The following is a 16,676-nucleotide window of genomic DNA, read 5'->3' on the forward strand; positions in this document are numbered from 1 at the left end:
CGGTGCGCGGCAAGGATCCCGGCAGGACGCGGCCCCCCGCGGCCGGGACCGCAGGACGCGACCTCGCGCGGCCGGCGGGGCTACAGGTCCGCGAGCACCGACACCGGGTTCTCCACCGCGTCGGCCACCATGCGCAGGAAGCCGCCGGCGGCCCCGCCGTCGCACACCCGGTGGTCGAACGCGAGGGAGAGCTGGGTGACCTTGCGGACGGCCAGCTGCCCGTCGACCACCCACGGGCGGTCGATGATCCGGCCGATCCCGAGGATCGCGACCTCCGGGTGGTTGATGATCGCCGCGGCCCCGTCGGTGCCGAACACCCCGTAGTTGTTGAGGGTGAACGTGGAGCCGGACAGCTCGGCGGGGCCGGCCCGGCCGGAGCGCGCGAGCTCGGTGAGCCGCCGGAGCTCGGCGTCGAGCCCGCGGGCGCTCAGGGTGTGCGCGTTGCGGATGTTCGGCACCACGAGCCCGCGGTCGGTCTGCGCCGCGAAGCCCAGGTTCACGCCGTCGAAGCGCACGATCTCCTGGCTGCCGTCCTCGAGGGTCTCGATCCGGGTGGCGAGCTCGGGGTGGCGGGCCAGGCCGGCGAGCACGAACCGTGCGATCAGGGCCATGAGCCCCGGCGCGGTCGCGGGGTCCTGGGCCTTGAGCTCGGCCCGCAGCTCCACCAGCCTCGTGGCGTCCACGTCCACCCAGACGGTCGCCTCGGGGATCTCGGTGCGGGAGCGGGTCATGGCCTGCCCGATGACCTTGCGGATCCCGGCGACCGGGAGCCGCTCGGCCACCCCGAGGCCCGTGCGGGCGTCCACGGCTGACGGCTCCGGGGCGGACGGCTCCGGGGCGAGGAGCGAAGACGACGGGGCGGCGCCCTCCTGCGCTGCCGGCGCCGTGGGGCCGGCCGCCGCCCCCACGACGTCGCGGCGCAGGATCAGCCCGCCGGGACCCGAGCCGCGCACGGTGGAGATGTCGACGCCGCGGTCCTTGGCGAGCTTGCGCACGATCGGCGAGACGACCGTGGGCGCCAGGCGCGGGGCCGAGGCCATCGCGTCGTGGGCGGCCCCCGCGGCCCGCGCCGCCTGGGCCGCCGTCAGCTCCGGGGCCTGCGGGGAGCCCGTCCCGGCGGCGGCACCGGCCGGGGACCCGGTCGGGGAGCCGGTCCGCTTCGGCCGGCGCCGGCGCCCGGCCGTGCCGCCGGCCGGGGTGCCGTAGCCGATGAGCACGCTGCCCGATCCGGCGTCGTCGCCGGAGGCCCCGGGGTTCCCGGAGCCGCCGGCGGCCGCCGCGGGGTCCGCCCCGGCGCGCTCCTCCTCCCGGTAGGACTGCCCGCCCTTGGGGCCGCCGCCCTGCGGGGCGGGGGTCCCGGCCCGGTCCCCGGTGTCCACGGAGATCAGCGGGGCGCCCACGTCGAGGGTCTGCCCCGAGGCGCCGTGCAGCCGGTGCACGGTCCCGGCGAACGGGCACGGGACCTCCACGGCGGACTTGGCGGTCTCCACCTCGGCGATCGGCTGGTCCACGGCGACGGTGTCGCCCACCTGGACGAGCCAGCTCACGAGCTCGGCCTCGGTCAGTCCCTCGCCGAGATCCGGCAGGGTGAACGTCTTCACGGTCATGGTCAGTCCTCCCACTGCAGGTCGTCCACGGCGTCGAGGATGCGGTCGACGCTGGGCAGGTAGTGCTCCTCGAGCTTGGGCGCCGGGTAGGGGATGTCGAAGCCGGTCACGCGGCGCACGGGCGCGGCCAGGGAGTGGAAGCAGCGCTCCTGGACGCGGGCCACGATCTCGGCCGCCACGGACGCGAAGCCCGGCGCCTCCGCCACGACCACCACGCGACCGGTCCTCCGCACCGACGCGGCGACCGTCTCGTCGTCGAAGGGGACGATGCTGCGCAGGTCCACGACCTCGAGCGAGCGCCCCTCGGCGGCGGCGGTCGCCGCGGCCGCCAGGGCGGTCGGCACGGACGGCCCGTAGGCCAGCAGCGTGGCGTCCTCGCCGGCGCGGGCGACGACGGCGCGGCCCCCCCGGCGCTCGGGCGCCCGGTTCTCGTAGCGGTCCTTCAGCTCTGCCAGGTCCACGGGGGCCTTGGACCAGTAGAGCTTCTTCGGCTCGAAGAACACGACCGGGTCGTCGGAGTCGATCGCCTCGCGCAGCATGAGGTAGGCGTCCTCGACCGTGGCCGGGGTGAAGACCTTCAGGCCCGGGGTGTGGGCGTAGTAGGCCTCGGAGGAGTCGCAGTGGTGCTCCACGCCGCCGATGCCGCCCGCGTACGGGATCCGGATGACGATCGGCAGGCGCACGGCGCCGCGGGTGCGGTTGTGCATCTTCGCGATGTGCGAGGCGACCTGCTCGAAGGCCGGGTAGGCGAAGGCGTCGAACTGCATCTCGATGACGGGTCGCATCCGGTTCATCGCCATGCCCACGGCCATGCCGGCGATCCCGGACTCGGCCAGCGGGGTGTCGAAGCACCGGGTGCGGCCGAAGCGCTTCGTCAGCCCGTCGGTGATGCGGAAGACGCCGCCGAGGGTGCCGACGTCCTCGCCGAAGACGACGACGGCGTCTTCGGCGGCCAGCGCGTCGGCCAGGGCGGTGTTGAGGGCCTGGGCGAAGCTGGCGGGCTTGACCGCCGGGGCCTCGCCGGCCGGGGCGGTGGCGTGCAGGGTGCTCACTGTCCGGTCTCCTCTCGGGCGAGCTCGGCGGCCAGGAACTGCTCCTGCTCGGCGAGCTGCGGGGTCTGCTCGGTGTAGACGTGGCGGAACAGCTCGAGCGGGTCGATCTCCACGTCGGCGTTCATGCCGTCGCGCAGGACCGTGGCGACGTCCTCGGCGGCGGCGGCGATGCGCTGCTCCGCCGCGTCGTCGAGCACGCCCTCGGCGCCGAGGTAGGCGCGCATCCGGGTCACCGGGTCCTTGGCGATCCACTCCTGCACCTCGGCGTCGTCCCGGTAGCGCGTGGCGTCGTCGGCGTTGGTGTGCGCCTGCATGCGGTAGGTGTGCGCCTCGACGAGCAGGGGCTCGGACTCGGAGCGCGCCAGGTCCACGGCGCGGCGCAGGGTGGCGAGCAGCGCCACGAGGTCGTTGCCGTCCACGCGCTCGCCCGCCATGCCGTAGCCGACCGCCTTGTGCGCGAGGCTCGGGGCGGCGGACTGCTGGGACAGGGGCACGGAGATCGCGTAGCCGTTGTTCTGCACGAAGAACACGACCGGCAGCTTGAACACGGCCGCGAAGTTCAGGGCCTCGTGGAAGTCGCCCTCGCTGGTGGCGCCGTCCCCGCACATGGCCAGGACCACGGTGTCCTCCCCGCGCAGCTTGGCGGCGTGGGCCACGCCCACGGCGTGCAGCAGCTGGGTGGTGAGCGGGGTGGACTGGATGCCCACGCGGTGCTCGTACGGGTCGTAGCCGCCGTGCCACTCGCCGCGGAAGATCGCCATGACCTGCAGGGGGTCCACACCCTTGGTCATGACCGCCACGGTGTCCCGGTAGGTGGGGAACAGCCAGTCGCCCTCCGCGAGGCACAGGGCGGCCGCCACCTGGCAGGCCTCCTGGCCGTGGCTGGACGGGTAGACGGCCATGCGGCCCTGGCGGACCAGGGCGGAGTTCTGGTCGTTGACCCGCCGCCCGACCACCAGCTTCTCGTAGGCCTCCAGCAGGACGTCCCGGGCCGGAAGCGGGTACTCGTGGCCGGGGCCGGTGCCCTGCTCCTCGGGAGCGAGCAGCCGCCCGCTCGGATCGACCATGCGGATCTCGCCGCGTGCCGGGAGCATGTACTGCTCCGGCGTGATGCCGAAGGTCTGGGAGGCCCGGAGGATGGGGTCCTCGGGGGTCTCGACGGTCTGGCTCATGATGTCCCCTCGGTCGGTCCCGGCCCGCTCGCAGGCCCGGGGAGGCAGGAAGGCTGGTGCAGCTCTGTCTTCCCAGTATGGGAACCGGGCATGCTTCGTATCCACAAAGCCGGAGAAGTGGAGAAGTCTGAGACAGACGGTGCACCGTGCGTGGACGAAATGTTCTAGTGTGGCGTGGAGCACACGCATTCGTCCGACCCGGTCCGGACGCTGCGCCGACCCACCCCGAGGAGCCCGCCGTGCCTTCCACCCCCGTGCCGCTGGACGAGACCGACCGGAAGATCCTCGAGGAGCTGTCCCGGGACGCGAGGCAGTCGGTGACCGCCATCGCCGCGGCCGTGCACGTCTCCCGCGCCCACGCCTACGCCCGGATCAACCGGCTCCGGGACGAGGGAGTGATCCTGCGCTTCAGCACCGTGATCGACCCGGTGCGGGCGGGCCTGCAGGCCTCGGCCTACGTGACGCTCAAGCTGCAGCAGAACACCTGGCGGGAGCTGTGCGCCCAGCTCCAGGCGATCCCCGCCGTGCACCACATCGCCCTGGTGGGCGGGAACTTCGACGTCATGCTCCTGGTGCGGGCCGTGGACACCGTGCACCTGCGGCAGGTGATCTTCGAGCACATCCAGCAACTGCCCGGCGTGGTGGACACCCAGACGTTCCTGATCTTCGAGGACATCGACACCCGGGCATGACACGCGGGCCTGACGCACGGACCGGACACCGGCGCACGTCCGGTGTCATGAACCGTCACGGTCGTCATCTTCCGTCGCGGAGGGACACCGACTACCTCTGCGCATAGTGTTGTTCCAGCTTCACGAGACGTGACCGCCAAGCTCCGACTGGGTCACGCACCAACCCCATGCTCATTGGGTGGTTCGGATGAGGAAGCGGCCTGCATCTTCCGCGGCGTGCCCACCCGGCGCACGCGGACGACCGGTGCGGGTAAGAGCAAGGCACAGGAGCAGCGCCATGTCCATCCCCGTGACCGACCACGACCTCGCGACCCGGCAGATCCACGCCGGCACCCACGACCAGGTCACCCAGCGCACCCTGACGGTGCCGATCTACCAGACCGCGGCGTTCGAGTTCCCGGACTACGAGGCGGCCCGGCAGATGTTCGCCCAGACCCGCGCGGGCTTCACCTACACGCGCACCGGCAACCCCACGGTGGCCGTGCTCGAGCAGCGGATCAGCGACCTCGAGGGCGGTGCGGGCGCCGTGGCGACCGGCTCCGGGCAGTCCGCCGTGGCCGTCGCGCTGCTGGCCCTCCTCGGCCAGGGCGCCGGCAAGCACCTCGTGGCCTCCGAGAAGCTCTACGGCGGGACGGTGGACCTGCTCACCGACTCCTTCGCGGACTACGGCATCGAGGTCTCCTTCGTGGACCCGACCGCCCCGGGGGCGTGGGCCGCGGCCGTGCGCCCCGACACCCGGGCGTTCCTGCTGGAGTCCATCGGCAACCCGCTGGCCACCCTGCCGGACCTGCCCGGCATCGCCGACGTCGCCCGGGCCTCCGGGGTCCCCGTCGTCGTCGACAACACCCTCGCGTCCCCGGCCCTGTACCGGCCGCTGGAGAAGGGCGCCGACATCGTGGTGCACTCGGCCACCAAGTTCCTGGGCGGGCACGGCAACGCGCTCGCCGGGGCGGTCGTGGACGGCGGGAGCTTCGACTGGTCCGCGCGGCCCGAGAAATGGCCGCAGTTCACCCAGGCCCGTGCCCGCTGGGGCGGGCTGAGCCTCGCCGAGAAGTGCGCCGGGGCCAGCCCCTACCTGCACCTGGTCCGGGCGAAGTACGTGCACGACCTCGGCACCACGCTGTCCCCGTTCAACGCCAGCCAGATCCTGCAGGGCACCGAGACCCTGGACCTGCGCGTGGCCCGCCACACGGCCTCCGCCCTCGAGGTGGCCGAGTTCCTGGCCGGCCACCCCACCGTTGCCCGCGTCCACCACCCCGGCGTGCCCGGGAACCCCGGCGCCGGGATCGCCGCCCGGGACTTCCCGCGCGGGATCGGCTCCGTGTTCTCCTTCGACCTCGCCGCCCCGGACGGCGCCGTGGGCCCGTTCATCGACTCGCTCCGGCTGTTCAAGCTGGTCGCCAACATCGGGGACACCCGCAGCCTCGTGGCCCACCCGGCGGCGATGACGCACTGCCGCCTGACTCCCGAGCAGCGCCGGGCCGGCGGGATCGCCGAGACCACGATCCGGCTGTCGATCGGTCTCGAGTCCCCCCAGGACCTCGTGGCCGACCTCGGCCAGGCCCTCGACACCGTCCAGACCTCCCGGAAGTGAGCCCCGCCATGACGTCCGCCACCGAGACCCGCACCCGCCACCGGGGCTTCACCACCACCGCCGTCCACGCCGGCCAGGAGCCCGACCCGCTGACGGGGGCGGTCATCCCGCCGATCTACCAGACCTCCACGTTCGCCCAGGACGGGATCAACGTGCTGCGCGCCGGCCACGAGTACAGCCGCGGCTCCAACCCCACCCGCAGCGGCTTCGAGGCGCAGCTCGCGGCCCTGGAGCGCGGCGAGCGCGGCTTCGCGTTCGCCTCGGGGATCGCCGCCGAGGACGCCCTGCTGCGCGCGGTGCTGCGCCCGGGCGACCACATCGTGCTCGGTGCCGACGGCTACGGCGGCACCAACCGGCTGATCACCACGGTCCTCGCCCCGTGGGAGATCGCGCACACGCCCGTGGACATCACGGACCTCGACACCGTCCGGGCGGCGGTGCGGCCCGGCGCCACGAAGGTGCTGTGGCTCGAGACGCCGTCCAACCCGCTGCTCGGCATCGCCGACGTCGCGGCCTGGGCCCAGCTGGCCCGGGACGCCGGGGCGCTGCTCGTCGTCGACAACACCTTCGCGTCCCCGTACCTGCAGAACCCCCTCGAGCTCGGTGCGCACGCCGTGGTGCACTCCACCACCAAGTACATCGGCGGGCACTCCGACGTGCTCGGCGGAGCCGTGGTCGTCGGGACGGCCGAGTGGCGCGGGGCCCCGCTCGCCGAAACCGTCGGCTTCCAGCAGTTCGCCGCCGGCGCCGTGGCCGGCCCCCAGGACAGCTACCTGGCCGCCCGCGGGCTCAAGACCCTGAGCCTGCGGATGGAGCGACACCAGGACAGCGCGCAGCAAATCGCCGAGTGGCTCCTGGAACGCCCCGAGGTCTCGCAGGTCCTCTACCCCGGGCTGCCCGAGCACCCCGGCCACGCCCTCGCCGCCGCGCAGATGCGCGGGTTCGGCGGCATGGTCTCCTTCCGGCTCGCCGGCGGGGAGGCGGCGGCCCGGACGGTGGCGGAGGGCACCCGGCTGTACTCGCTGTCGGTGAGCCTGGGCGGGGTGGAGTCCCTGATCTGCTACCCCTCGGAGATGACGCACGCCTCCGTCCGGGGCACCGCGCTGGCCGTGCCCGTGGACCTGGTGCGGCTCTCGGTGGGCATCGAGGACGTCGAGGACCAGCTGGAGGACCTCGAGCGCGCGCTCGCCGGCGTCGCCTGACCCGGCGCCCCGCCGCTGACGGCGCTAGCCTGGGGCGCATGAGCAGCAGCACCCCGCAGAACGGCACCCCGCAGAACGGCGCCGCGCACGACGCCGCCCCGCTCGAACTCCCCGGGCCCGTGGTGAGCGCTCCCTGGCTGGCCGAGCACCTCCACGACCCCCGGCTGGTGCTCGTGGACGCGAGCTCCACGCTCAACCGGGCGGAGGAGGCCCTGCCCGGGGCAGTGCTCCTGGACCTGGACGGGGACTTCTCGGACCCGTCCTCCGGCCTGCCGCACACGGCGCCCCCGGCGGAGCAGCTGACCGCGGCGGCCCGTGCGCTCGGCATCTCGCGCACCAGCACGGTGGTGGCCTACGACGGGAAGGGGATCTTCGCGTCCGCCCGGGTCTGGTGGATGCTCCGGACCGCGGGCTTCGACCGGGTCGCCGTCCTGGACGGCGGCCTCCCGGCGTGGGTCGCCGAGGGCCGGCCCACCGGGACGCACGCCGCACCGCCCGCCCAGCCCGGCGACGTGGAGCTCGTGCCCCGTGCGGGCGCCTTCGCCGGGGCGGAGGACGTCGCCCGCGCCCTGGCCGACCCGGACGCCACCGTCCTGGACGCCCGCTCCGCCGGCCGGTTCGCGGGCACCGAGCCCGAGCCGCGGCCGGGTCTGCGCCCCGGGCACATGCCGGGGGCGGTCAGCCTGCCCTACACCGACCTGCAGGATGCGCACGGCCGGCTGCTGCCCCTGCCGCAGCTGCGGGAACGGATCGCGGCGGCCGCGCCCGAGGGGCGGATCGTCACCAGCTGCGGGTCGGGCCTCACGGCGTGCGTCCTGGCGCTCGGCGCCCACCTGGCCGGGCGTGAGGACGTCGCCGTCTACGACGGCTCCTGGAGCGAGTGGGGCCGGCCCGGCCCCCGGCCCGTGGCAGGCCCGCAGGGGGTCAGCCGCGGACCGGGCCCTGCCCGGGAGCAGTGATCCGCCCGGCCGCCTGTTCCGCCCCGCCCGCCCGGGCCTCCTGGGCCCCGGGACCGTCCAGCGCGGCCGCGGCGGCGAGGATGTTGCGGGCCATCGACGGGAAGATGAACCCGTGGAAGGGCCACACCCCCCACCAGTAGAGCCGGCCCGGCAGGCCCCGGGGGAAGAAGATGGCCCGCTGCGTGTACCGGCTGCCGTCGCCCTCGGGCGCCACGGACAGCTCGAGCCACGCCCGGCCGGGGGCGCGCATCTCGGCGTGCAGGAGCAGCTTGCGCCCCTCCTCCATGGCCTCGACACGCCACCAGTCCACGTACTCGCCCACCTGCAGGTCCGTGGCGTCACGGCGGCCGCGGTTGAGGCCGGCCCCGCCCACGAGCTTGTCCATGACCCCGCGGACCTGCCACGCCAGGGGCAGGGAGTACCACCCGTTGCGCCCGCCGATGGACTCGATCACCCGCCACACCTGCTCGGGCCGCGCCGGACCCGTGCGGCTGCGCTCGTCCACGAACACCGTGCGCCCCGCCCAGTCCGGGTCCGAGGGCAGCGGGTCCGCGGCGGCCTCGGAGGAGCTGTAGTGGACGTCCCACGTGGTCTCCACGGAGTTGTCCTCGATCTTCTTCAGGGCGAGCGCCACCGCGCGGCGGTAGCCGGCCAGCCCCTCGGGGGGCGGCGGGATGTGGTCGTCGATGTCGTGCTCGCCCGACACGGCGTCGTGCTGCAGCGACTGCACCAGCGGCACGGCCAGCCCCAGGGGGATCGGGGTGACCATGCCCACCCAGAACCCGGACAGCCGGGGCGCGGGGAGGGGGAGGTGGAAGACCACCCGCCGGCGCAGCCCGGCGACCCGGGCGTAGCGGCGCATGGCGTCCGCATAGGTCATGACGTCGCGGGAGCCGATGTCGAAGGTGCGGTTGAGGTCCTCCGGCAGGTCCATCGCGCGGACCAGATAGTGCAGCACGTCGCGGACGGCGATGGGCTCGATGCTGTTGGTCACCCAGGACGGCGCCGGCATGATCGGGAGGGTGTCGCCGAGGTGGCGGATCATCTCGAAGGACGCCGAGCCGGAGCCGATGACCACACCGGCCTGGAAGACCACGGCCGGGACGGGGCTCTCGAGCAGGATCTCGCCCACCCGGACCCGGGAGCGCATGTGCTGGGACAGTTCCACGCCCTGGGGGTGCAGGCCCGAGAGGTAGACGATGCGCCGCACCCCGGCCCGCTCCGCGGCCCGGGCCACGGTCCGGGCCATCCCGGCCTCCTCCTCCTCGAACTGCCGGGAGGCGCCCATGGAGTGCACCAGGTAGTACAGGGTGTGCACGCCCTGGCACGCGGCGGTCATCCCGTCGAGGTCGTTGAGGTCCGTCTCGGCGACCTCCACCCGGTCCCGCCACGGCACGGCGTGCAGCTTGCCGGGGGACCGGACCGCGACGCGCACGGTGTGCCCGGCCTCGAGCATCCGGGGCACCAGGCGCCCTCCGATGTAACCGGTGGCACCGGTGATGAGGACGCGCCGGGGAGAGCTCATGGCCTGCCTTTCGTGCGGGTTCCGCGAGCCTACCAACGCCGCCCGACAGCCGCCCGGACAACCGACCGACAGCCGCCCGGCCGGCTCCCGGTCCCGCCCGCGCCGCGTGCTTCGCCCCCGCCCCCGTCGGCGCTCCGGCACGCGGAACGGCCGCGTGCCGGAGCATCGCGGCCGTTCGGCCTGCCGTCGTGCGAAGGGCGGATCAGGGCAGGGCCAGGCGGAAGATCTTCGCCCAGTACGAGCCGACCTGCTTGGGCAGCGGCCCGGTGGTGTAGGACAGCCCGTAGCGCTCACAGATCTCGCGCACCTTGACGGCGACCTCGGCGTAGCGGTTCGAGGGCAGGTCGGGGAACAGGTGGTGCTCGATCTGGAAGGACAGGTTGCCCGTCATGAGGTGCATCAGCTTGGACCCGGAGATGTTGGCGGAGCCGAGCATCTGCCGCAGGTACCAGTCCCCGCGGGTCTCGCCCTCGATCTGCTCCTCGGTGAACGTGTCCACGCCCTCGGGGAAGTGGCCGCAGAAGATCACGGCGTGCGCCCAGATGTTGCGGGCGGCGTTGGCCGTCACGGTCGCGGCCAGCGCCTGCTTCCCCGAACCGGTCAGCCTGGCGGCGGCGGGCGTGGCCACGTAGTCCTTGGCGACCTGCTTGAGAAACTTGGCGCCGAGGGCCTTCAGCCCCTGCTTGAGCTCGGCCTTCGACTTGGTGCCCTCCCGGACCTGGTCGAACTCAAGGTCGTAGATGGCGATCCCGAACTCGAAGAAGGGGGCGAGCAGCGCGTTGTAGAGGGGGTTGCCGAGGTTCCACCACTGCCAGGGCTGGCCCTCGTCCACGCGGAAGACGTTGTACCCGACGTCGCGGTCCTTGCCGAGCACGTTCGTCCAGGTGTGGTGCAGGTCGTTGTGGGTGTGCTGCCACGCCTTGGACGGGGTCACGAAGTCCCACTCCCAGGTGGTGGAGTGGATGTCGGGGTCGCGCATCCAGTCCCACTGCCCGTGCAGCACGTTGTGGCCGATCTCCATGTTCTCCAGGATCTTGGCGACGGTGAGCATGCCGGTGCCCGCGAGCCAGGCCGGTTTGTGCTTGGCGAACAGGAGGGTGGCGCGCCCGGCCAGCTCGAGGGTGCGCTGCGTGGCGATGACGCGGCGGATGTAGGCCGCGTCCTTGGCCCCGCGGGAGGCGATCACGGACTCGCGCAGGGCGTCGAGCTCGCGGCCCAGCTCCTCGATCTGCTCATCGGAGAGGTGGGCGGCGGCGGAGGGCTTGGCCGACTCGGTGGGCCGGCCCGAGTCGAGCAGGAACGGGGTGACGATGGTCATGGTGTCTGTCCTTCGGGAACGAGGTCGGGGGAGGAGTGCTGGGAGTTCGGGTCAGGCGTCGAGGCTGACAGGACCGGCGGCCGTGGACACGCAGGTCTGGACGAGGTGGCCGGGCTCGCCGTGGACCTCGCCGGTGCGGGTGTCACGGACCTGCCCGGAGAGCAGCGGCGTCACGCACGCGTGGCAGATGCCCATGCGGCAGCCGCTGCGCATCATCAGGCCGGCGCCCTCACCGGCGGCCAGGAGCGTCGTGCCGCTGTCGGCCTCGACCTCCTTGTCCGACTTCTCGAAGGTCACGCGCCCGCCCTCCCCGCCGGAGCCGGGAGCGACCACGGCGGCGAAGCGCTCGACCCGCAGCTCGCCCTCCTCGCGCTGCCACAGCGACTCGGCGGCGTCGAGGAAGTCGGCGGGGCCGCACGCGTAGGCGGCGCGGTCGCGCCAGTCGGGGCACGCGGAGTCGAGGTCGGCGGTGGCCGCGAGGTCGAGGCGGCGGCCGCGCTCGCCGGTGAACCACTGGACGAGGCGGAAGCCGGGGAACTGGTCGGTGAGCTCCAGCAGCTCCTCCCGGAACAGGGACTCCTCCGGGGAGCGCGAGGAGTGCACGAGCACGAGGTCGGCATCCGCGCGGCGGGGGACGAGGGTGCGGATCATGGACATGACCGGCGTCAGCCCGCTCCCGGCGGTGAGCATCAGCAGCGGGCGCGGGCTCTCGGGGAGGACGAAGTCGCCCTCGGGCGGGGCGAGGAACAGGACGTCTCCGGGCCGGGTGCCCCGGACGAGGGCGGTGGAGACCTTGCCCATCGCCGTCACCGTGATGGCCGGGTCCTGGCCGGCGCCCGTGCTGAGGGAGTAGGAGCGCCAGTGCCGCACGCCGTCGATCTCCACGCCGATGCGGGCCCACTGGCCGGCCTCGTGCGGGTTCCAGCCGCGGCCGGGGCGGAAGCGGATCGTCACCGAGTCCGCGGTCTCGGGCACCACGGAGGTGACCAGGCCGCGCAGCTGGCGGGCGCTGGCCAGGGGATCGACGAGCCGGAGGAAGTCCTCGGGGGAGCGGGGGGTGGTGAAGGCCGAGGCCAGGCGGGTGAACAGTCGCAGTTGAGGCACCTAATAACTGTGCCCCAAATCGGGCGGCGGTTCTCGTCCCGTCGCGTACTCTTTCAGCAGAGAAATTGTGGTGTCGGAATGAAGGCGGGGGATCGTGGCGCAGGTGGACCACACGATGGAGCACGCGCAGCCGGCGGGGCGGGCGGACCGGGAACTGCCGTGGACCTCCTTGCCGCCGGCGCTCACCCCACTCCTGGTCCCGCACCTGCCCGCGGTGACGGAGGAGCTGCTGGACGCCGTGCGGTTCGACGTCCCGGTCTACGCCCGGCCGCTGGAGGGCCTGTTCGGTGACAGCATCCGGCGTGGGGTCGAGGTGGCCCTGACCCGGTTCCTGCAGCTGCCCGGCACCCAGCAGTCGGCGCTGATGGGCGACGACCGGCGGGTCTACGAGGGGCTCGGCCGCGGCGAGGTGCGGGAGGGGCGCCCGATGGACGCCCTCTTCGCGGCCTACCGCTCCGGGGCGCGCACCACGCTGCGCTCGCTGTCCCGCGTGGCCATGGACGCGGGGTTCGAGGCGTCCGTGCTCATCGGCCTCGCCGAGTCCGTCTTCGCCTACATCGAGGAGCTCTCCGCGGCCAGTGCCGAGGGCTATGCCATGGAGCAGTCCGAGCGCGCGGGAGAGCGGGACCGCCTGCTGGACGCGCTCGCGGACATGCTCGTCCGCGGCCACGTGGCGGAGGACGCGGTGCGCACCGCCGCCGCCGCCGCCGGGTGGCCGGTGCCCGACCGGGTGGTCGTGGTGACGCTGGCCGCGGACCGTCGGGTGGGGCTGCGCTCGCGCCTCGGGGAGCGGGCGCTGCTCACGTCCCGCCCCGGCGACGTCGTGGCGGTGGTCCCCGAACCGTCCTCGCCGACCGGCCGCCGGGAGCTGGAGCGCGCGCTCACCGGGCGGGGCGCGGTGATCGGCCCGGGCCGGCCCTGGTACGCGGCCCCCGAGTCCCTGCGCCTGGCCGTGCTGACCCGGGACCTGCTGCAGCGGGAGGAACCGGCCGACGCCGGGCCGCTGTGGGTCTCGGAACACCTCATGGAGCTCGTCCTGCACAGCGAGCGCAGCGTGGTCGAGGACCTCGCCGCGCAGAGCCTGGCCCCGTTGGAGGACCTCAAGCCCGGGCAGCGGGAGCGGCTGGCCGCGACCCTGCTGTGCTGGCTCGAGCACCACGGTCAGCGCGCGGCGATGGCGGCCGAGCTGAACATCCACGAGCAGACGGTGGGCTACCGGGTGAACCAGCTCCGGGAGGTCTTCGGGGACTGCCTCAACGACCCCAAGAGCCGGTTCGAGCTCGAGCTGGTGCTGCGCGCCGGCTTCCGGTGAGGCCGTGCCCCGGCGCGCCCGCCGGGCTCAGCCGGTCCGCTTGTAGGCCTCCCGCTCCCGGGCGTCCGCGTCGATCTGCTCCTGGACCGTGATCGCGCTCCCGCCCAGGTGCGCCGGCATCCACCACGCGCCGGGCTCCGGGGTGACGGGGTAGCTCTCGATGCACCGGTCGATCCCGTCCTGCAGCACCGCGCGCAGCCGGGCGCTCGCGGCGCGGACGTCCTCGTCGGGGGCCACGTGCAGCACCGGGCCGACGTGCACGCGCACCGGCGTGCGCCACACGTCGCGCAGCCGGATCCGGCCGCGACCCCGGGTGAGCATCCGGTGGCCGCCCCACACGGACACCGGGATGACGGGGGCGCCGGTCTCGGCGGCCATCCGCACGGCGCCGGTGCGCAGCGGGCGCACCGTCCAGCTGCGGCTGACCCCGCCCTCCGGGAACACCGCGAGGTACTCACCGCGCGCCAGCTTCGCCACGGCCTCGGCGTAGGCCGGAGCGCCGTCGGCGCGGTCGACGACGACGTGGTCGCACAACCGGCACACCGCCGTGACGAGGGCGCTGCCCGTGTGCTTGCGGGTGATGAGGAAGCGGGAGTGGGCCCGCAGCCGTCGCCAGACCACCAGCTGCGCGAAGACGAAGTCGAGGTAGCCGAAGTGGGTCACCGCCACGACGGCGCCCCGGCCCGGGCGGACCTCCCGGTGCAGGCCGTGCACCACCTGGTCGGTGGGCAGGTGCTCCTCGCCCGAGGCGAGCAGGGGCACGCGGAAGAGCTTCACCGCGGCGAGGCCGGCGAGCACGATGGCCCGGTAGGCGTACTTGTTGGGGCGCAGCTGCGGGGCCACGGGCCTCCCTCGGGCAGAGGCCCGCGGGAGGCGGGCCGGGAACGGTCTGCCGAGAATGGTAGACCAGGGCGCGGCCCGGTGCCGTGCGTGGCGGCGGAGAACCGCCGCTGCCACGTGCGGTCATCCCCCATACCGGGAGCGGACCCGGCCCCGATACGCTGGCAGCACCGCGCCGGGCCGGCACCGGGTGCCGCGGCCGGCTCCGCCTCTGCCCACCAGGAGAACCCGATGTCCTACCTTCCACCGTCAGCACCCCGTCCGCAGTACCGGGCGCAGGGGGACGACCGCACCATCGCGGTCCTCACCCACCTGTCCGGCCTGATCGGCGCGCTGGTCTCCGTCGGGTGGCTCGGCTTCGTGGGTCCTCTCGTGGTCTGGCTCGTGTACCGGGACAGGAACGCGTTCCTGCGGGCCACCTCCGCCGGGTCGTTCAACTTCAACCTGTCCATGTGGCTGCTCAACGTGGCGGCGTGGGTGTGCCTGTTCACCGTGATCCTGATCCCGGTGGCGATCGTGCTGTGGATCCTCGCCGCGGTGCTGCTCGTCGTGTGCCACGTCCTGGCCGTGCTGAAGGCCAACAAGGGCGAGGTGTACCGCTACCCGCTCCAGCTCCCGGTCCTGCAGTGACGTCCTTCCGGACCGGCCGGCGGCATCCTTCGGCCGGTCCGGAACCATTCCTTCGGCCGATGCCCGCGGCCTCCAGGCTCTCGTAGATTCTGAGCCATCACCCGGGGAACCCGCCGGATGATGGACCCCCCCACGAAACCCTCGGGAGCAGAGGAGCTCTTCATGACCACCCCCCACACCCCCTCCGTCCGCACGGTCCTGCCCGCCTCGGCCGCCGCCTCCATCGCCGTCCTCGGCCTCGTCCTCGGCGGTGTCGGCATCGCCTGGGTCGCAGGCACCCTCGGCATCTCCGCCGCGTCCGCGAGCCAGATCGTGGCCGCGGTCGAGGCGGGCGGCTGGGCCCTGACCCTCGTAGCCGCGATGTTCGGCTTCGGCATCGGCGGCGCGATCGTCGCGACCATCCGCTGGTACCTCTCCAAGAAGGCCCGCAACCTGGCCATCGCCTGAGCCGCCGCTGACCGAGCCCCGGACCCCGCCATGAAGACCGTGCCGACGGACACCCGCACCCCTCCCCGTGACGACCGCGCCGCGCGCCGTGCCCTCGGGTGGGCGGCGGCGGCCGCCACGGCGATTTTCGTGGCGGGGTTCCTGGTGGGGTACGGGAGCATCTCCCAGGTCCCCGGGCCGCTGCAGGCCACGGCCGGAGCCGGCCAGGACCATGACGGGTCCTTCGGCTCCATCCTGGTCCGCAACCTCGGCGCCGCCGCCCTGCTCTACGGCGGGGTGCTCACGGGAGGTCTGCTCACCGGCACGTCCCTTGCGCTGCTCTCGGCCTATGTGGGGGCCACGGCGAAGATCGGCGTGCTCAACGTCGGCGCCGCCGCGGTCGCGGGCGCGGCCGGGTGGTACGCGGGGCTGGAGTTCCTCGGCTGCCTGGTGGCCGCGGCCGCCGGCCTGCACCCCCTCGCCGCCGCGCTGACCGGTCGCCGGCACGGCCTGCTGCGCACCTACCTCACGGCGCTCCCGGCCTCCCTCGGCGTCTTCGCCCTCGCCGTCGTCCTCCTGCTCGCCGCCGCCGGGATCGAGGCGGTGCTCATCGCCCGGCGATGAGCACCGCAGCCCCCGCCCGCTCCTGGAAGGAGCCCCATGTCCACCCTCCACGTCCCCGCCGACCCCGGCGCCGGACCCTCCGCCCCCGGCCCGCTGCCGGCGACCACCCGGCCCGTCCGGACCGTCCTGTGGGCGGTGGGGCTGGGGCTGCTGCTGCTGCGGCTGCCCAGGACCACCGACCTGATGCACGACCAGGCCGCGGCAGCCATGGCCGACGACCTGCAGGGGATCGACCCGTCCCTGATCGGGCTCTCCGTCAACGTCGCTGTCCTCGTCGGCGTGCTGGTCTTCGCGGTGGTCCTGGCCCTGTACCTCTGGTTCGCGGGGCTGCTCGAGCGCAGACTCGTCCCGGAGGGCCTGCCGCTCGGCGGTGGGCAGAGGATCGGGCTCTACACCATGGTCGTCGGCGGTCTCACGGTGCTCTCCCAGGGCTGGGCCCTGGCCACCGGGCGGATGGCGGAAGGGCCCGTGGAGGCCGCCGCCGTGCCGGCCTTCGCCCTCGCGGCGGCGCTGCTCTACCGCAGCCGGTGGAGGTCGTCCGGCCCCGGCCGGCAGGTGCTCGTGCTCGTCGTCGCCGTCGCGACCGCCGCGCTCGTCGCCATGGTCTGAGCAGGCCACC

The 16,676-nt window shown here is 73.9% G+C and carries 16 protein-coding genes and 1 riboswitch; of the genes, 9 read left to right on the plus strand and 7 right to left on the minus strand.

What is annotated here, in order from left to right; all coding sequences use genetic code 11:
• Positions 1 to 80: 80 nt before the first annotated feature.
• From ABD220_RS12480 to ABD220_RS12490, 3 genes are read right to left on the minus strand one after another with little or no spacing between them, the layout of a single operon-like run.
• Entirely contained in the window at positions 81 to 1,607 is a 1,527-nt protein-coding gene (locus tag ABD220_RS12480) for a dihydrolipoamide acetyltransferase family protein (RefSeq protein WP_344123047.1), read from the minus strand.
• A 2-nt stretch (positions 1,608 to 1,609) separates the two neighbouring features.
• Positions 1,610 to 2,659 (minus strand): alpha-ketoacid dehydrogenase subunit beta, encoded by a 1,050-nt coding sequence (locus tag ABD220_RS12485; RefSeq protein WP_344123049.1) that lies wholly within the window; start codon positions 2,657 to 2,659, stop codon positions 1,610 to 1,612.
• On the minus strand, positions 2,656 to 3,831 hold the full coding sequence (locus tag ABD220_RS12490) for a thiamine pyrophosphate-dependent enzyme (RefSeq protein WP_344123051.1): 1,176 nt from the start codon (positions 3,829 to 3,831) through the stop codon (positions 2,656 to 2,658). Before ABD220_RS12490 ends, ABD220_RS12485 begins: the two co-directional genes overlap by 4 nt.
• 239 nt (positions 3,832 to 4,070) lie before the next feature.
• Between ABD220_RS12490 and ABD220_RS12495 the strand changes: the two genes are divergently transcribed.
• From ABD220_RS12495 to ABD220_RS12510, 4 genes are all read left to right on the plus strand, one after another.
• Positions 4,071 to 4,523 (plus strand): Lrp/AsnC family transcriptional regulator, encoded by a 453-nt coding sequence (locus ABD220_RS12495; RefSeq protein ID WP_344123053.1) that lies wholly within the window; start codon positions 4,071 to 4,073, stop codon positions 4,521 to 4,523.
• Positions 4,524 to 4,641: 118 nt separating this feature from the next.
• Positions 4,642 to 4,763, plus strand: a riboswitch (SAM riboswitch).
• Between the two features lie 37 nt (positions 4,764 to 4,800).
• Positions 4,801 to 6,117 (plus strand): O-acetylhomoserine aminocarboxypropyltransferase/cysteine synthase family protein, encoded by a 1,317-nt coding sequence (locus ABD220_RS12500; RefSeq protein WP_344123054.1) that lies wholly within the window; start codon positions 4,801 to 4,803, stop codon positions 6,115 to 6,117.
• An 8-nt stretch (positions 6,118 to 6,125) separates the two neighbouring features.
• Positions 6,126 to 7,319, plus strand: a complete 1,194-nt coding sequence (locus ABD220_RS12505) for a cystathionine gamma-synthase (RefSeq protein ID WP_344123056.1) — start codon at positions 6,126 to 6,128, stop codon at positions 7,317 to 7,319.
• 38 nt (positions 7,320 to 7,357) lie between these two features.
• Positions 7,358 to 8,278, plus strand: coding sequence for a sulfurtransferase (locus ABD220_RS12510; protein ID WP_344123058.1), 921 nt, complete (start codon positions 7,358 to 7,360; stop codon positions 8,276 to 8,278).
• Here ABD220_RS12510 and ABD220_RS12515 read toward each other — a convergent pair.
• The 3 genes from ABD220_RS12515 to ABD220_RS12525 form a co-directional block, all read right to left on the minus strand.
• Positions 8,244 to 9,803 carry an SDR family oxidoreductase gene (locus ABD220_RS12515; RefSeq protein ID WP_344123060.1) on the minus strand — a complete coding sequence of 520 codons (1,560 nt, stop codon included), beginning with the start codon at positions 9,801 to 9,803 and terminating at the stop codon, positions 8,244 to 8,246. The two genes, ABD220_RS12510 and ABD220_RS12515, sit on opposite strands and share 35 nt — an antisense overlap.
• Before the next feature lie 202 nt (positions 9,804 to 10,005).
• Positions 10,006 to 11,121, minus strand: a complete 1,116-nt coding sequence (locus tag ABD220_RS12520) for a fatty acid desaturase family protein (RefSeq protein WP_344123062.1) — start codon at positions 11,119 to 11,121, stop codon at positions 10,006 to 10,008.
• A gap of 51 nt (positions 11,122 to 11,172) precedes the next feature.
• Positions 11,173 to 12,225, minus strand: coding sequence for a ferredoxin reductase (locus ABD220_RS12525; protein ID WP_344123064.1), 1,053 nt, complete (start codon positions 12,223 to 12,225; stop codon positions 11,173 to 11,175).
• A gap of 94 nt (positions 12,226 to 12,319) precedes the next feature.
• Here ABD220_RS12525 and ABD220_RS12530 point away from each other — a divergent pair, with 94 nt between their 5' ends.
• Positions 12,320 to 13,537: a PucR family transcriptional regulator gene (locus ABD220_RS12530; RefSeq protein ID WP_344123066.1), complete on the plus strand. Its 1,218-nt coding sequence runs from the start codon at positions 12,320 to 12,322 to the stop codon at positions 13,535 to 13,537.
• 27 nt (positions 13,538 to 13,564) lie between these two features.
• On the opposite strand, the gene ABD220_RS12535 is transcribed toward ABD220_RS12530, so the two are convergent.
• Positions 13,565 to 14,380: a lysophospholipid acyltransferase family protein gene (locus ABD220_RS12535; protein ID WP_344123068.1), complete on the minus strand. Its 816-nt coding sequence runs from the start codon at positions 14,378 to 14,380 to the stop codon at positions 13,565 to 13,567.
• A gap of 228 nt (positions 14,381 to 14,608) precedes the next feature.
• Here ABD220_RS12535 and ABD220_RS12540 point away from each other — a divergent pair, with 228 nt between their 5' ends.
• From ABD220_RS12540 to ABD220_RS12555, 4 genes are all read left to right on the plus strand, one after another.
• Positions 14,609 to 15,007 (plus strand): DUF4870 domain-containing protein, encoded by a 399-nt coding sequence (locus ABD220_RS12540; RefSeq protein WP_344123070.1) that lies wholly within the window; start codon positions 14,609 to 14,611, stop codon positions 15,005 to 15,007.
• Positions 15,008 to 15,169: 162 nt separating this feature from the next.
• Positions 15,170 to 15,454: a hypothetical protein gene (locus ABD220_RS12545; protein WP_344123072.1), complete on the plus strand. Its 285-nt coding sequence runs from the start codon at positions 15,170 to 15,172 to the stop codon at positions 15,452 to 15,454.
• 30 nt (positions 15,455 to 15,484) lie between these two features.
• Positions 15,485 to 16,057, plus strand: a complete 573-nt coding sequence (locus tag ABD220_RS12550; protein WP_344123074.1) for a hypothetical protein — start codon at positions 15,485 to 15,487, stop codon at positions 16,055 to 16,057.
• A 36-nt stretch (positions 16,058 to 16,093) separates the two neighbouring features.
• On the plus strand, positions 16,094 to 16,666 hold the full coding sequence (locus ABD220_RS12555; protein ID WP_344123076.1) for a hypothetical protein: 573 nt from the start codon (positions 16,094 to 16,096) through the stop codon (positions 16,664 to 16,666).
• The last annotated feature ends 10 nt before the right edge of the window (positions 16,667 to 16,676 follow it).

This window comes from Kocuria aegyptia (assembly GCF_039530085.1).
Lineage (GTDB): Bacteria > Actinomycetota > Actinomycetes > Actinomycetales > Micrococcaceae > Kocuria > Kocuria aegyptia.

Coding starts and splice junctions, on each gene's coding strand:
- ABD220_RS12480 (WP_344123047.1), bottom strand. CDS start 1,607: ATGACCGTGAAGACGTTCACCCTGCCGGATCTCGGCGAGGGACTGACC.
- ABD220_RS12490 (WP_344123051.1), bottom strand. CDS start 3,831: ATGAGCCAGACCGTCGAGACCCCCGAGGACCCCATCCTCCGGGCCTCC.
- ABD220_RS12500 (WP_344123054.1), top strand. CDS start 4,801: ATGTCCATCCCCGTGACCGACCACGACCTCGCGACCCGGCAGATCCAC.
- ABD220_RS12505 (WP_344123056.1), top strand. CDS start 6,126: ATGACGTCCGCCACCGAGACCCGCACCCGCCACCGGGGCTTCACCACC.
- ABD220_RS12510 (WP_344123058.1), top strand. CDS start 7,358: ATGAGCAGCAGCACCCCGCAGAACGGCACCCCGCAGAACGGCGCCGCG.
- ABD220_RS12515 (WP_344123060.1), bottom strand. CDS start 9,803: ATGAGCTCTCCCCGGCGCGTCCTCATCACCGGTGCCACCGGTTACATC.
- ABD220_RS12520 (WP_344123062.1), bottom strand. CDS start 11,121: ATGACCATCGTCACCCCGTTCCTGCTCGACTCGGGCCGGCCCACCGAG.
- ABD220_RS12540 (WP_344123070.1), top strand. CDS start 14,609: ATGTCCTACCTTCCACCGTCAGCACCCCGTCCGCAGTACCGGGCGCAG.
- ABD220_RS12545 (WP_344123072.1), top strand. CDS start 15,170: ATGACCACCCCCCACACCCCCTCCGTCCGCACGGTCCTGCCCGCCTCG.
- ABD220_RS12550 (WP_344123074.1), top strand. CDS start 15,485: ATGAAGACCGTGCCGACGGACACCCGCACCCCTCCCCGTGACGACCGC.
- ABD220_RS12555 (WP_344123076.1), top strand. CDS start 16,094: ATGTCCACCCTCCACGTCCCCGCCGACCCCGGCGCCGGACCCTCCGCC.